10 protein-coding genes and 1 riboswitch are annotated in these 13,861 nt (G+C 42.4%); of the genes, 8 read left to right on the forward strand and 2 right to left on the reverse strand.

Annotated elements, in window-relative coordinates; translation table 11 throughout:
* Positions 1 to 10: 10 nt before the first annotated feature.
* Entirely contained in the window at positions 11 to 3,253 is a 3,243-nt protein-coding gene (locus tag VIM88_RS09935) for an ATP-binding protein (protein WP_331862736.1), read from the forward strand.
* 5 nt (positions 3,254 to 3,258) lie between these two features.
* Positions 3,259 to 3,627, forward strand: coding sequence for a response regulator (locus VIM88_RS09940; protein ID WP_331862737.1), 369 nt, complete (start codon positions 3,259 to 3,261; stop codon positions 3,625 to 3,627).
* Positions 3,628 to 3,686: 59 nt separating this feature from the next.
* Here VIM88_RS09940 and lon read toward each other — a convergent pair whose 3' ends face one another.
* Both lon and VIM88_RS09950 read right to left on the reverse strand, forming a co-directional pair.
* Complete coding sequence (gene lon / locus VIM88_RS09945) at positions 3,687 to 6,107, reverse strand: endopeptidase La (RefSeq protein WP_331862745.1); 2,421 nt, start codon at positions 6,105 to 6,107, stop codon at positions 3,687 to 3,689.
* A 103-nt stretch (positions 6,108 to 6,210) separates the two neighbouring features.
* The gene (locus VIM88_RS09950) at positions 6,211 to 6,864 is read right to left on the reverse strand and encodes an outer membrane protein assembly factor BamD (RefSeq protein ID WP_331862738.1); all 654 of its coding nucleotides are present in this window, start codon (positions 6,862 to 6,864) and stop codon (positions 6,211 to 6,213) included.
* A 164-nt stretch (positions 6,865 to 7,028) separates the two neighbouring features.
* A riboswitch (cyclic di-GMP riboswitch) is annotated at positions 7,029 to 7,104 on the forward strand.
* A 376-nt stretch (positions 7,105 to 7,480) separates the two neighbouring features.
* Between VIM88_RS09950 and VIM88_RS09955 the strand changes: the two genes are divergently transcribed.
* The 6 genes from VIM88_RS09955 to hpf all read left to right on the forward strand — a co-directional run.
* The gene (locus tag VIM88_RS09955) at positions 7,481 to 10,729 is read left to right on the forward strand and encodes a hypothetical protein (RefSeq protein ID WP_331862739.1); all 3,249 of its coding nucleotides are present in this window, start codon (positions 7,481 to 7,483) and stop codon (positions 10,727 to 10,729) included.
* Positions 10,730 to 11,437, forward strand: a complete 708-nt coding sequence (locus VIM88_RS09960; protein ID WP_331862740.1) for a type II secretion system protein — start codon at positions 10,730 to 10,732, stop codon at positions 11,435 to 11,437.
* A 1-nt stretch (position 11,438) separates the two neighbouring features.
* On the forward strand, positions 11,439 to 12,257 hold the full coding sequence (locus VIM88_RS09965) for a type II secretion system protein (RefSeq protein WP_331862741.1): 819 nt from the start codon (positions 11,439 to 11,441) through the stop codon (positions 12,255 to 12,257).
* Positions 12,257 to 12,709 (forward strand): type II secretion system protein, encoded by a 453-nt coding sequence (locus VIM88_RS09970; RefSeq protein ID WP_331862742.1) that lies wholly within the window; start codon positions 12,257 to 12,259, stop codon positions 12,707 to 12,709. The genes VIM88_RS09965 and VIM88_RS09970 overlap by 1 nt, the downstream gene beginning before the upstream one ends.
* Positions 12,706 to 13,365, forward strand: a complete 660-nt coding sequence (locus VIM88_RS09975; protein ID WP_331862743.1) for a pilus assembly FimT family protein — start codon at positions 12,706 to 12,708, stop codon at positions 13,363 to 13,365. Before VIM88_RS09970 ends, VIM88_RS09975 begins: the two co-directional genes overlap by 4 nt.
* Positions 13,366 to 13,457: 92 nt before the next feature.
* Positions 13,458 to 13,861, forward strand: a 404-nt coding sequence (gene hpf / locus VIM88_RS09980; RefSeq protein WP_331862744.1) for a ribosome hibernation-promoting factor, HPF/YfiA family, incomplete at its 3' end; no start/stop codon positions are given.

Here is a 13,861-nt window from a genome sequence, read left to right on the forward strand (position 1 = left end):
GAAATATACGATGACCATACGTAATAGACTTAAACTTATTGGGCTTGTTCCGATCACACTGCTTATTCTTCTATCAAGTTATTTTCTTGTAACTTCATACGTCAACTTTGAAAAAGCAAATGCGCTCAAGACAACCCTGATCAACAATGCCCCTTTGAACAGAGCGCTTGTACAGATCGGTCAGGAGCGCGGACTCACTGCCCTGTTCCTTGGAAGTGACAAACAAGAGTTTGCTGATGCGCTCGGGAAACAAAGAGAAAAACTAGACAATGCATTTGAAGACCTCAAATATGAAGTGATCCAGGAAAAGCCTGCCTATCTTCCTTTCCTCCTTGAATGGATGGAGGAAAAGAGTCATATCGACCACAGCAGCTACCAGAAACTCTTCGCAAATATCGCCAATTTGAACGCAGCCAGAGAGAAGATAGACAGCGAAGCCGTAGATTTTAAAAGTGTCTTTTTCAACACCTATACCGAGGGGTACTCGACACCTGTACTGGAGAGAGTGCTCATACTTCAAAACTATTCACTCGATCCAGAGATCTCATCACTGATCGATATACTTGTCCAGCTCTATACAGCAAAAGAGAATGCCTCACTGGAAAGAGACTTTATTTCCTATTTCATGGTCAAAAGAGCTTCACTTTCATTTGATGAGATCGCTGTGTGGGATGCCTTTAAAACCAGAGCCAATGTCTTTGATGTCAAACAGATAGCCAATCCGCTGTTACGTTATGAGATTCAGAAACTGTTCAATAACGAAAAAGCAAAAGAGGCTATGTATGAGCTTGCCATGACATCCTCTGCAGTGCAAACCGATATGGATAACGGTGACTATGCAGAGGAAGCTGTAGACTGGTTTGCACTTCAGACACAAAAGATCACCCTGCTTTCAAAAGCAGAACTGGTCGTTTCTGACGTATTATGGAAAACAAGTAATATCTATCTTGAAAAACAGCTTCTGCTTCTTGCTATTGCGGCAGCTATCTGGATACTGAGTTTTATTTTGGCTTACCTGGGATATACCACATCAAGAGATATTACAAGAAACATCAAAGAGCTTGAAGATGTACTCAACAAAGCAGTAGATGAAATGAAAGCCAGCGGGGACTATCTTGCATCAGATTCGCTAGCTATCGAAAACATCGAGCTTGATACGCATGAAGGTACAAAAGAAGCCTATAAGTTCCTTGAGAGCCTTGTTGAAGAAGCAAAGAATGATAAACTCACAGCCTTGCAGGCCAATGAGGCAAAATCTCTTTTCCTTGCAAACATGTCACATGAGATCCGTACACCACTCAACGGTATCGTTGGATTTACAGAGATACTCCGTAGCACCAAACTTACAGATGAGCAAAGCGAATTCCTCTCGATCATTGACAAGAGTTCTGAGAACCTTCTCAGTATTATCAACAACATTCTTGACCTTTCAAAGATCGAAAGCAACAAGATCGAAATTGAAAATATCATCTTTGATGCAGCGGAAGAGTTTGAAAGTGCTGTTGAAACCTATGCAGTTGCAGCCACTGAGAAAAACATCGACCTTAACTACTATATGGATCCGACTATTTCACCAAAACTTAAAGGTGACCCGACCAAGATCAAAGAGATCATTATCAACCTTCTCTCCAATGCGATCAAATTTACAAGTTATGGCGGAAGCGTTGACCTTGAAATTCTAAGAGTTGTAGATGAAAATGATGTACCGAGAGTGAAGTTCACGGTGAAAGATACGGGTATCGGTATGACAAAAGACCAGCAGTCGCGTATCTTTGATGCGTTCTCTCAGGCCGATGTATCAGTTACAAGAAAGTACGGTGGTACCGGTCTGGGGCTTACTATTTCAAGTGAATTTGTTGAGCTGATGGGTGGAAAACTTGAACTCGAAAGTGCCAAAGACCAAGGTACTTCATTCTTCTTCTCCCTGCCGCTGGAAGAAGTGGGTTCGACCGAAGCGAGCTACATGAACGTCTATACGGATCTCACGATAGGCAAGTATCAGCAGGAGATCCCAACAAAAATGGATACCTATCTTGAAAGATACTTTGCATACTTTGGTCCAAAGGTAGAGCATTTTGAATCCATCAGTGAGCTCAAAGACCTTGACAGCAAAGATGTTTGCAAGAACTACTGGGTGGATATAGATAAAGCGAAGCAAAGTATGATAGATGCGATCGGGCATATGGACAAATCCAAGCTCATCATTCTGGCAAATATCTCAAGCCGTGCGAAGGTGGAAGCGTTTGGTATTGACCAGAAACAGGTAGTCTATAAACCAGTGACACTCAGCAAACTAAAGACCGTACTGAGCAATACTGTAAATGTAGAGCCTCAACTGATCCAAGAGGCGATGGCCGCACAGGAAACCAAGTTTGATGCAAAAGTACTGGTTACAGAAGACAATATCATTAACCAGAAACTTATTAGACGTATACTTGAAGAGCATGGCATCACTGTGGATATTGCGAACAATGGTCTGGAGTCCTTCGAGAAGAGAAGAAACGGAGAGTATGACCTGCTCTTTATGGATATCCAAATGCCGGTAATGGATGGTATTGAAGCTACACATGAGATCCTTGATTATGAGGAAGATGAAAATGTCGAACATATCCCTATCGTTGCACTGACAGCCAATGCCCTTAAAGGTGACAGAGAAAGATTCCTGGCTGAAGGTATGGATGAGTATATTACCAAGCCGATCGAGACGACAGAACTGCTGTACATACTGAACAAATTCTTGCCGCATAAAGCAACCACTCAAATGCATGAAGCAGTCGAGAAAGAGGAGCCGACGATTGAAACGACGGCTCCTGAAGCTGCAGAAGAAGAAACGGCTGTTGCAATGATCGATATGACAGATGAACCGCTGGAGCTGAATCTCGAAGAATCTTTTGAAGAACCTCTAGAAGACCTCATCGAAACACCACAAGAGAAAAAGATACTGATCGCCAAAAAACACCTGTTGTCACGCAAGGTCATGGCAAAAGTATTGGACAACCTCGGTCAGGAGTATGATATCCTGGATGACCTTGGTATGCTTGAAAGCAAACTGGCATCTGACAGCTATGATATACTCTTTACGGATACAGATCTGATCACTGATACCATCAGCCAGTCAAATGAAAATGTGGCTATAATTTCGGCAAGCAATACCCAAACGCCTCAAGAAGTGACCGTACAGAAAGGTGAAACCATCTCCAATACAGCTTCTAAAGAAGATATAGCAAATATAATTAATAAATATAGAGGATAAAAAATATGTCACTAAAAGTACTTGTAGTCGATGATGACTTCATCAACAGAAAACTGTTGCAGACCCATTTAAAGAACAATCCGAATGTCACAGATATCGTAGAAGCTGAAAATGGTTCTGATGCGTTGGATAAATTGAAAAAAGACCCTGCAATAAATCTCATACTGTTAGATATCATGATGCCGGTTGTAGATGGAATAGAGTTTCTTAAGATCTTCAGATCAGACATGTCAAATGCCCACGTACCTGTCATCGTACTCTCAACAGATGATACACGCAAAACAGAAGTATTTGACAATGGGGCGAATGACTTCCTGCGCAAGCCTGTGATGCAGGATCAGCTGGCTGAAAAGATCACACAGTGGATGGACTAGTTTCTACTTAGTCTTTTCGCTTGAGGCAGCTTTCAAGCTGCTCAAACCTTACACGCTTCCTATTTTACAAATATCTCTTTAAGCACTTCATTGACATGCGTCACACCGATCACTTTTACATGACTTTTGACTTCCTCTGGTATCTCGTCCAGATCACGTTCATAGTTCTTCATCGGAATCAGAGCCTTTTCAACCCCTGCTTTGTAGGCAGCGATCAGTTTTTCCTTCAATCCGCCTATCGGCAGGACCTTCCCGGTCAGTGTCACCTCTCCTGTCATCGCGATCTTGTTGTCTATCTTTTGACCGCTCAAAATGGAAGCAATAGCACTGACCATAGCGATACCTGCACTCGGTCCGTCTTTAGGTGTGGCACCTTCGGGTACGTGGACATGCAGATCATATCGTTTATACACTTCGCTTGCGTCTACAGGAATGTTCTCTTCTCTCTCTTTCGCACTCTGAGGAATGATCGAAGAAGGAATAGGCAGCGTTCCGTTGTCTATCAGTATCTTCACGACTGAAAAGGCGATACGGGCAGACTCTTTCATGACATCACCCAGACTTCCGGTAAGCTGGAAGCCTCCTTTGCCCTTGATCTTGATCGCCTCTATCGTCAGGACATCCCCGCCTACGGCGGTCCATGCCAAGCCACTCACGATCCCGACCTGAGGGTTACTGTCTACCTGAGATATCTCAAAGACTTTTTTGTCCGTGAACTTCTCCAGGTTCTTTCTTGTGATGCTGATCGACTCTTTGGTCTTATCTTCCAGAAGCTGTCTTGCACTTTTTCGCATCAGCCCTGCAATTCTCCGACGTAGATTTCGTACACCGGCCTCTCTGGTATATTCGTCGATCAGTATTTTAAGTGCTTTATCGGAAATGGAAAACTCTCTGTTTTTCAGCGCATGTTTTTTCAGTTCCTGTGGTATCAGGTAGCGTTTTGCGATCTCGAACTTCTCTTTAGGGGTATAGGAGTTAAGCCCTATGAACTCCATCCTGTCACGAAGCGGTGCAGGGATACGCCCCACATCGTTGGCGGTAGCGATAAAGATCGCTTTGCTCAGGTCGATATTGAAATTCAGATAATAATCCCTGTATTTGCTGTTCTGCTCCGGATCAAGTATCTCAAGCAGTGCGGCAGTCGGATCACCCCGCATACTGCGCCCTACTTTGTCTATCTCATCCAGTACGATGACCGGGTCCATGCTTTTTGCCTCAATGAGCCCCTGTACCAGACGCCCCGGCATCGCGCCGACGTACGTTCTTCTATGGCCTCTAAGCTCATTCACATCTTCAAGCCCGCCCAGTGCTATACGCACAAGCGGTCTTCCCAATGCCGTAGCGATCGAGTTGGCTAATGACGTTTTTCCCACGCCCGGAGGTCCTGCAAAACAGAGTATCACACCACCTGCATCTTTCTGTTTGACACCGCGAAGTTCAGCCAGTTCTCTGACCGAGAAGAACTCTACGATACGCTCTTTAGGTTTTTCAAGCGAGTAGTGGTCCTTGTCGAGCTCACGCGAGACATCCTTGACACTGAGGTTTTTCTTCGTCAGCTTTCCGAAGGGAAGTTCAAGTACCCACTCCAAATAACTCTGGAGCACATTGGCATCTGCAGAGTCAGGGTGCATACGCGCAAAGCGGTCCAGCTGCTTGCTGATCTCTTTGAAGGCATCTTCCTGCATATGAGGCTTCAATGCAGCTACTTTTTCTCTAAAAATAGCTATCTCTTCCTCTCTTTGGGTATCCATACCCAGCTCATGCTGGATCTCTTTGAGCTGTTCTTTGAGGAAATACTCTTTATTGGTCTGTTCGATCTTCGTGTGTACCTTCGTGCGTATCTCACGCTGTACTTTGGCAGACTCTATCTCGGAGGTCACGATATCGATCAGCCCCAGCAGACGTTTTTCAATGTTCAGTTCGATATAAAGGGTGTAGGCCACCTCTTTGTCCAGTTTCAACATGGACGAGACAAGGTCTGCGATACGGTTCGGTTCATCATTCTCTTCAATCGTACGCACAAGGTCCGCAGGTATCTGACTGTTCAATGCCGAAAGCGATTTCACTTTGTCCCTGAGTATGTCCATCAAGGCATCTACTTTGAGCTTGTTATAGCTTTCCAGGTTGACCACATCGATGAGGGCACGGTTGAAAGCACCCTCTTTGGCTTCAAGGATCTTTCCGCGTGAAAGTCCCTGGAAAAGTATCTTGACCCTGCCATCGGGTATATGGACCTTACGCATGATCGATCCGATCACCCCTACTTTATAGATAGAGTCAAAATCATGTTTGCCTTCTTTCCCCGGCATTGATGAAGCAACGAACAGCAAGGAGTTGTTTTCCATTGCATCGGTGGCTGCATCTATATCTTTCTGGTCGGTAAGAAAAATAGGACTGATCATAAAAGGATAAAGAAAAAGTTCATCCTCGACAACGATCGGTAGTGTGGTGGGAAATGCATCATAATCGCTAAGTTGCATCATATTGTTCCTTTAAATAATAGTTAATTTCATAGTGTTCTCTAGGCAGATCGGGCATGAATACCCCCTGAGGAGTGTGCTTTGGTGCACTGCATATCAAAGGTTAATCAAAGACGTGACCTATGATGCCTTTTTCAGGCGGTGTAATATCAGCCATTTCTACCACAGAGCCTTTGTTCTTGTCTCTGTAAATTTTTGCCGCATCAGGCTTTCCGGTGCGGTCATACAGTGCTGCGATATTCTCATTAAGCAGATATTGGCTCATATGCAATCTTATCAGCATTGTATTAACAAGCGGTGCATACGCAGACCCGGGATAACGATGAATGTACGTTTTTGCCTGCGCAATGCTGTCCATAATAAGCTTTTGGTCCTTATAAACATCTTTGATGCCCAAAAATGATGCTTTGAGTTTCATAAAGTCTGTATATTCGCGGCTTTCCGTTTCACCGAAACGCTTGTTATATTCATCCAGATAATAGTTTGCAAGCAGATACTCTTCTTCGTTCATATGGGCATGCGCAAGTATCATCAGTGCTGTAGGCATCAGCGGTGAACGCATATGTTCACTTTTAAGAGAGATATAATAGGCATCAGCCTTGTCCAGATCTCCGCGGGTAATGCTGCTGGCTATCTTCTGGTACCAGTAGAGTGCCGGCTTGTTAAATTCCGCCACTTCTTTTTCATCTCCGCATCCTACAAATAAAAATGATACGGCCAACACCATACCTGCTAACATACTCTTTTTCAACTTCATATTTTTCCCTACTTAAAATCTAAATACTATATATCATAGCTCAAAGTATGTAAAAATCGTATTACATGCGTATAAATTATAAAAAATCGCGATATTTATTTCATATTATTATATATAATTGTAAATTTATCTTAGATATGATATTCTTTAGCCCGAGTTTTACATTTTGAAAAAGCCAAACCTGTTGCGAGACAGGGACGGAAAGCTACGGGTCTCTCAAGAGATAGCCGGGCTACCAAAAAAGTAAGCGATAACGCTTAAAATTCACCACTTTCAGATGTAGATACGAATCTAGTTTTACTCAATACTATTCTTGAGGATTATATTATAAGGTGTTATCATGAAGCATTTAACCAATCTGTCCAAACTACTATTTTTTGTTATTCTTTTCTCTCCACTTATGACAACACAGGCGCTAGCTATAGTTGAAGATGAGCCTAATAATGACTGTAATACTACTCAAGACATAAACATTTCCAATGGAATAAATATCGTTACAGGAACGTTTGAAAATAGTTCTGCTACCCCGGACTATTATCAATTCACAGTTCCTGCTAACGGTACTATAACCATTACATGGCAAAACACTGATCCCGCTGGTAACAAAGTGGCTTCTATGTTGGTCGGAACAGGCTGTGATGATGTCAATATCAGCAATATATACAGTGGCACGGACCAAAGTACAACGCATGTGTCCCCCACCATAACCGTTGAAAGATATGAGGTTTATTTTATCAAGATCTATAATAGTAATGGTAAAAACTATGACCTTACTATTGACTATGATGTGGATGTCAGCGGACTAACTGAAGATGATTATAATAGACCTGACTTCTGTTATGACTATTCTTACTCTCAGGGAGCAACACCTTTAAATATAACAGAACCACCGGGTCTGGTAGACACCGTAACAGTGGGGACTCCTATTGACATAAATCTTCTGATTAGAAATTTGGGTACTGTGACTGGTTATAGATTGGCAGAAAATGCTGTGGTGGACATTACAGATATCAATGTTTCACAGGCGGCCTATGAAGCAGATGGCATCTTGGTAAAGGAAGCCAGAGTATTCGAATTTGAATATATCCCTAACATTGAACTGGATACCAGTCCTACATATATAAACGAAATTGATGTGGGTGACATACCTACTATGGACAAATTCACCATCCGGTACCAGCTTGTACCTAAAGTCAGTGATTTGAATTTATCGATCAATGCAACAATAGCCTATGAACTTGCTGTACCGATAGGAGATACGTATGTCATGACTTCGCATACCTTCAACCTGGGAGACATAGGACCATGTGAGAGTATGCAGACCGGATATTCTCCAGCCTATAGTATATTCAATGTGGAGCTTGATTCTTTAAATGGTCCTACTGCAAATGGAGAAGACCGAACCTACAATCTTCCAACCCAAACTGCCAATCGCGCAGATAATTTCGAAGTCGTTTCATACAAAGTGGATGATGTTTTCACAACAAATCCTGTTTCTACTATCGTTGGGGTTGAACTCATAGAGGTCCTTTACGATGACATCTATGAATCATGTGCTGACGAGGACCGTGCCATATCGCCTCGTATATGGCTTGATTTCACAGGGACAGAAACAGGAACCGACACAACACATATTCCCTTTAATGCAGCGACGATACAAGAAGCTATCGAAAATGGTTCAATTTCAGATCAGATATATCCAAGTTTGGACGGTACGCCTCCTATTTCACTACCGGGGGACTTCTATAGCAGTGCCAGAGAAAATGTTGCTTTCAGGGTTGTTTATAATGCCCTGAAAGATGGTGAAGAGCTCATACGTTTAATAAAAACGGACCAGGGCCTCAGGATAGATAACTTTGAAGCACTGGTACAAGATATCTCCAGTTGTAAACAGGAAGTAAAAAATCCTCAAAACAATACAATAACATCGCTTGTTTCTGTTGCATGCAGTAACGATGGTAACAATCTGACCCAAACGGAAGTTGCCACTTGTATGGAATGTCTCTATGGATACAACACACGTTACCTCTGTTCCCGAGACAATTTTGCTATAAGGCCTGAAAGTTTCAGGGTTTCACTCAGTGACCAATCTCAGGTATCACCTGTAACACAAAGTCACATCAAAACCAATGTAGATAATAGCAGGATCAACATCGCTGCAGGATACCAGTATAAAGTGGATGTCAATGCAACCAACTATTTAAATGATCACAATACCCCAGGTTACGGTCAAACGTTTTCGGAAACCAATGCAACCGCAGATAAGCATTTCAGTTTTGTCTGGAATGCGAACAGCAGTATCAACCCAAATAATTGTAATGATACCCGTGACCACAATAAAAGCATGAAGTTCATCAACGGGCTGATGGAGAACAATCTTTCTAACGATCAGATAGGGGAATACAATCTTACGATCCTGGATAGAGATTGGACCCGTAATGATCATGAGCCAGAACTACTGGCACATCACTATATACACCCTATACATGGTGATGTCGATGAGTATTTTGTTACTGGGGATAATGCAAGGGACTGTGTAGTGGATTCATCGCATGTTCCTTTGGAGGGTGCAAGTGCCGGAATAGATGGTGGTACGATCACGAACGTGAGCGGATGTGATATTAAGAGTAAACATACCCGAAATAATGGTACTGTTACTGAATATACGGATATTAACACCATGATCTATCCTTATGATTTCAATCTTACCGGGGTTCAACCTCAGATAGGTCCCTACACAAGAAGCAATACGCATGCACCTTTTGTCTACATCAATACCCCTCCAACACTGGATATAGACAATAAAGATATGAGCTACAATATGAACGGCAGATTCTTTGCAGCTGGATATAACGATGTTCTTCTTACCAACTTCGTCGACGGCTGTTATGCGGATGATGTGAATATGAGTCTGAACTTTATTTACAACAGTCCCGAGCCTGCAACAGATCAAGAACCATACCTCTCATACAGTCTGAAAGATCATCATACGTATGATGAAACAGAAATTTATAGACCTGTTCCTGTTTCAGGCTATGTCTTAGATAATCACTTTGAAGTAGGAACAGACACTAATAATAGTACACCATTCAAAATTCTTCAAGAAGAAGAGTTCTTTGTCAAAGAGATGAATGGGTCTATCTCGATGGACCTGGGCTATAATTTCAAACGTGACTACAATAAAACACTCAATCCCAGATATATAGAGTTTAAAGATTTCAATATTACGCATGCCATCAATAGCAATACCCCGACCAATATCTATGCAGATCTCACAAACGATCATAAAATATTTGGGGACAAGATCCTTGACCATAATGTCACTTTCGTGTATGGAAGAGCCAAACCTTCTCAATATTTGTATGATGATGTCACTGAAGACTTTGTAGACACCCCGATCTCAATGGTGGTCTATTGTGATCAGGACCCTGTAACGTGTGGCGCTGTATACAACATAACCAATGGGACATTCAGGCAGACAGATGAATATGACTGGTATCTTTCACGCGGGCATGTGACAGATCAGGGTGATGGAGATATCACCTTGAATGCAAGTACCGGAGCCAATGTTGAACTTTCAGACGCATCGCCTTTCCCTATCAACTTCATTGACGGTGTGAATACCCCTGATGTGAGGGTTTCTGCAAATGCTGGTACTACACGTCCTCTGGATGTTGATATTACCTTTGTTGCTCCACCAAATACGGACAAGTGGCTCATCTATAACAGAGACAAAAATGAGATACCGGTTCCATTCTACCGTGTCCGTTTCATAGATGAAAGCGGCTGGGCGGGCCATGGCGATACAGGCCATGTAGTTGAAAGCGAAACAAGTACCAAGAAAAATAGACGACTAGGATGGTAGATGATGTTAAAAACTAAAGTAATGCGCCCTGCTATTGCCATGCTGGAATTGATCTTTGCCATCGTGATCATGGGTATCATACTGATGTCAGCGCCTCAGCTCGTCAGCACCGCAGCAAAAAGCGGCTTTGTTGCCATCCAGCAGGAAGCCATCAACGAAGCGGCATCCCAGGTCAATATGATCATGGGCTATCACTGGGATGAGAATGATGCGGATGAAAGGTATATTGACCCTATTTTAGTAGTAAATGGGGATGCTGAGTTAGCAGAAGTAGACCCTACAGGTCGTCGTCTGGGAACACCGGTAGAAAGTTACCGTACCTTTATACGTTCTGATGGAGATCAAAATATCAGTGCCTCTGCAATCGGGGACGATGCAGACGATACAGAAGAGGATGATATTGATGATTTTGCAGATTCTAGCACAAACCTCGCCCTTACCCCAGAAGGAACATCAGTGGCTGAATATGTAGAAACAAACATTACTATTGCCAGAGACGTTATCTATAGTGATGATACCGCCGATTATGATCAGTCCACTATCACCTTTGATCCCTCATTCGCAGATGCAGGAGATACAAGCAATATCAAATCGATCACCGTTACAGTGACCAGCAACAGCGGTGCGGAAGAACTTGAAAAAGAGATCATACTGCGTGGCTTCAGCTGCAACATCGGTGGGTACAAACTTGAAGAGAGGGAATTCTAATATGAAACATTATCGACTTACGCCTGCCTTCAGTATGCTTGAACTTGTCTTTGTCATCGTCATACTCGGTATCGTGGCTTCCATAGGTTCAGAGATGATCGTCAAGGTCTATGAGAGTTACATCGTCCAAAGAGCAGAACACCGGGCTACTCTTAAAACCGAACTGGCCGCTACACAGATAGCAAACAGACTGTCTTCAGCGATACCTGGAACCGTCTATCGGATAAAAAATGATGATAGCTATGAACCGATTGAGTCTGCCCTAACTGGTACTGGTGATGATTACATAGGTCTACAATGGGTGGGGAGTGATACTGACAGTTTCAGTGCAGCTGCTACACCTGGCTGGAGCGGCTTTTGTGATATTGACAGCAATCTCACGACAAAAACTTCACTCTCTACACCTGGTTCTGATCTGGATTTGACGAATACGATCATCGGAACACTCTCGAATGGAAAAACAATAGCTGATGCAGCCATTTATTTTCCTGGGTACAATACTGTACATCACATTGCTACAGGAACGGGTCAAACGATTACCCTCGATGATAATGCATCAAAAATAGTAGAACACTATAAACTTGCATGGAGTTCTTATGCATTGGTGGTAGAGAATAATGATCTATATTTGTATTATAATTTTATTCCTACACCTGCAATTGCCATTCCGGATACAGCTTCCAGGTCACTCATTATGAAAGATGTCAGTACTTTTAAGTTTATGGGTGCAGGACGGACCATCCGATTCAAGATGTGTAAACAGGAACCCATCAGCGAAGATGTAAACATCACAGCTTGTAAAGAAAAGGCGGTATTCTAATGAGAAAAGCATTTTCAATGTTAACGGCGATCTTCATCATCGTTCTTATGGCAACTGTCGCTGCCTTCATCATAAACCTTTCAGGTAAAATGGTCAAGGGAACGACTGCACAGTTCCAGCATGAACAGTCCGTCCTTCTGGCAAAAAGCTACACAGAGTATGCCATCATGGCAGCCACGGCAAATGAGCACAACACTGCTAACTGTCTCAATAACATTAGCGGGAACTATGGAGATCTCGGGGACGGTACATACCTCTACAATATTGATGTCAACATCTCTTATATCGGAGATGCAAACTTGCATGGTAGCTGCAGAACCCTAAGCAATACTGTAGTCACTGAAAAATCTCCCCTCAGTATCATCGTGGATGTTTTTGTCAAACATAAAGACCTGGATCATCCAGATGGTGCGGAGATCACTTACCATAGAAGGAGCTTGCAAAAAATATGAGAACTTTACTTAAACACAGAAAAGCTTTTACTATGATGGAACTTGTCTTTGTCATCGTTGTATTAGGGATACTCGCTGCGTTGGCATTGCCGAGAATGGATCGTGACATAAGACAGGAAGCCGCAGACAATATACTCTCTGCCATCCGCTATACGCAGCATTTGGCGCTCAATGACGATAAGACCAATCCTTTTATCAATGATTGGCAAAAATCACTTTGGACTATAAGATTTTCTAGTGATGGAGATCATTACACTATAGGCTCTGATATGAACCGTGAAGGGAACATTGACAAAATAGAAGCTGCTATTGATCCTATCAATGGAAAATATATCTATAACAATTCAGCCACCCCTCAAGCAGATGAAAGTCCCGATATTTTTCTGAATAAAAAATATGGCATTACGAGTATAGAAATCACTGACGGATGCGGAAATGCTGCCGGTACAGCTACGACCACTCTGCATATTGCATTTGATAATCTAGGTCGCCCTTTTAGGGGAGTTTCTACTGCTACAAATGACTACGATAGCTATGTCAATGAAGATTGTATTCTAACTTTCAGTGCGGAAAATGCTTTTCCAGGGGAACCGATTGATATCAATATCTCTCGTGAAACTGGTTATGCCTATGTTATAGGACAAGAAGAATTTTAATCCTCTTTCTATTTACCTTTCATTAAGTATCTTAAGTTAGAATTAAGTATGGATATAGCGATATATCTATACTCTAATATTAAGGATATATTATGAACAAAAGTATAACGGGAAGACATTTCGAACTTACTGAGCCTATCAAAACCTATGCGGAAGCAGCTATGGATAGCCTGGAAAAATATCACTTAGACATTATTTCTGCAAGTACTGTGATCTCAGCCAGTGAGAAAAATGGGAAAAAAGGGTTTGTCACAGAGTTCATTATTAACCTTAAAGATAAAAATACGATCATTATTTCACAAGTAGATAAAGATGTATATGCTGCTATGGACCTTGCCATAGAGAGAGTAAAAAAATCACTTAGAAGACACTCGGATAAGATCAAAGACCATAAGATCATGAGCTTTAGAGATCTGGGTGAAGAGGCCGAGGCGGTTGCTGAGTTAACCGCAGATGACATCGAAATCGTCCCTATGGACCTTGAGCTTCACAAGCC

The sequence above is a fragment of the Sulfurovum sp. genome (assembly GCF_036568385.1).
In the GTDB taxonomy this organism is placed as follows: Bacteria; Campylobacterota; Campylobacteria; order Campylobacterales; family Sulfurovaceae; genus Sulfurovum.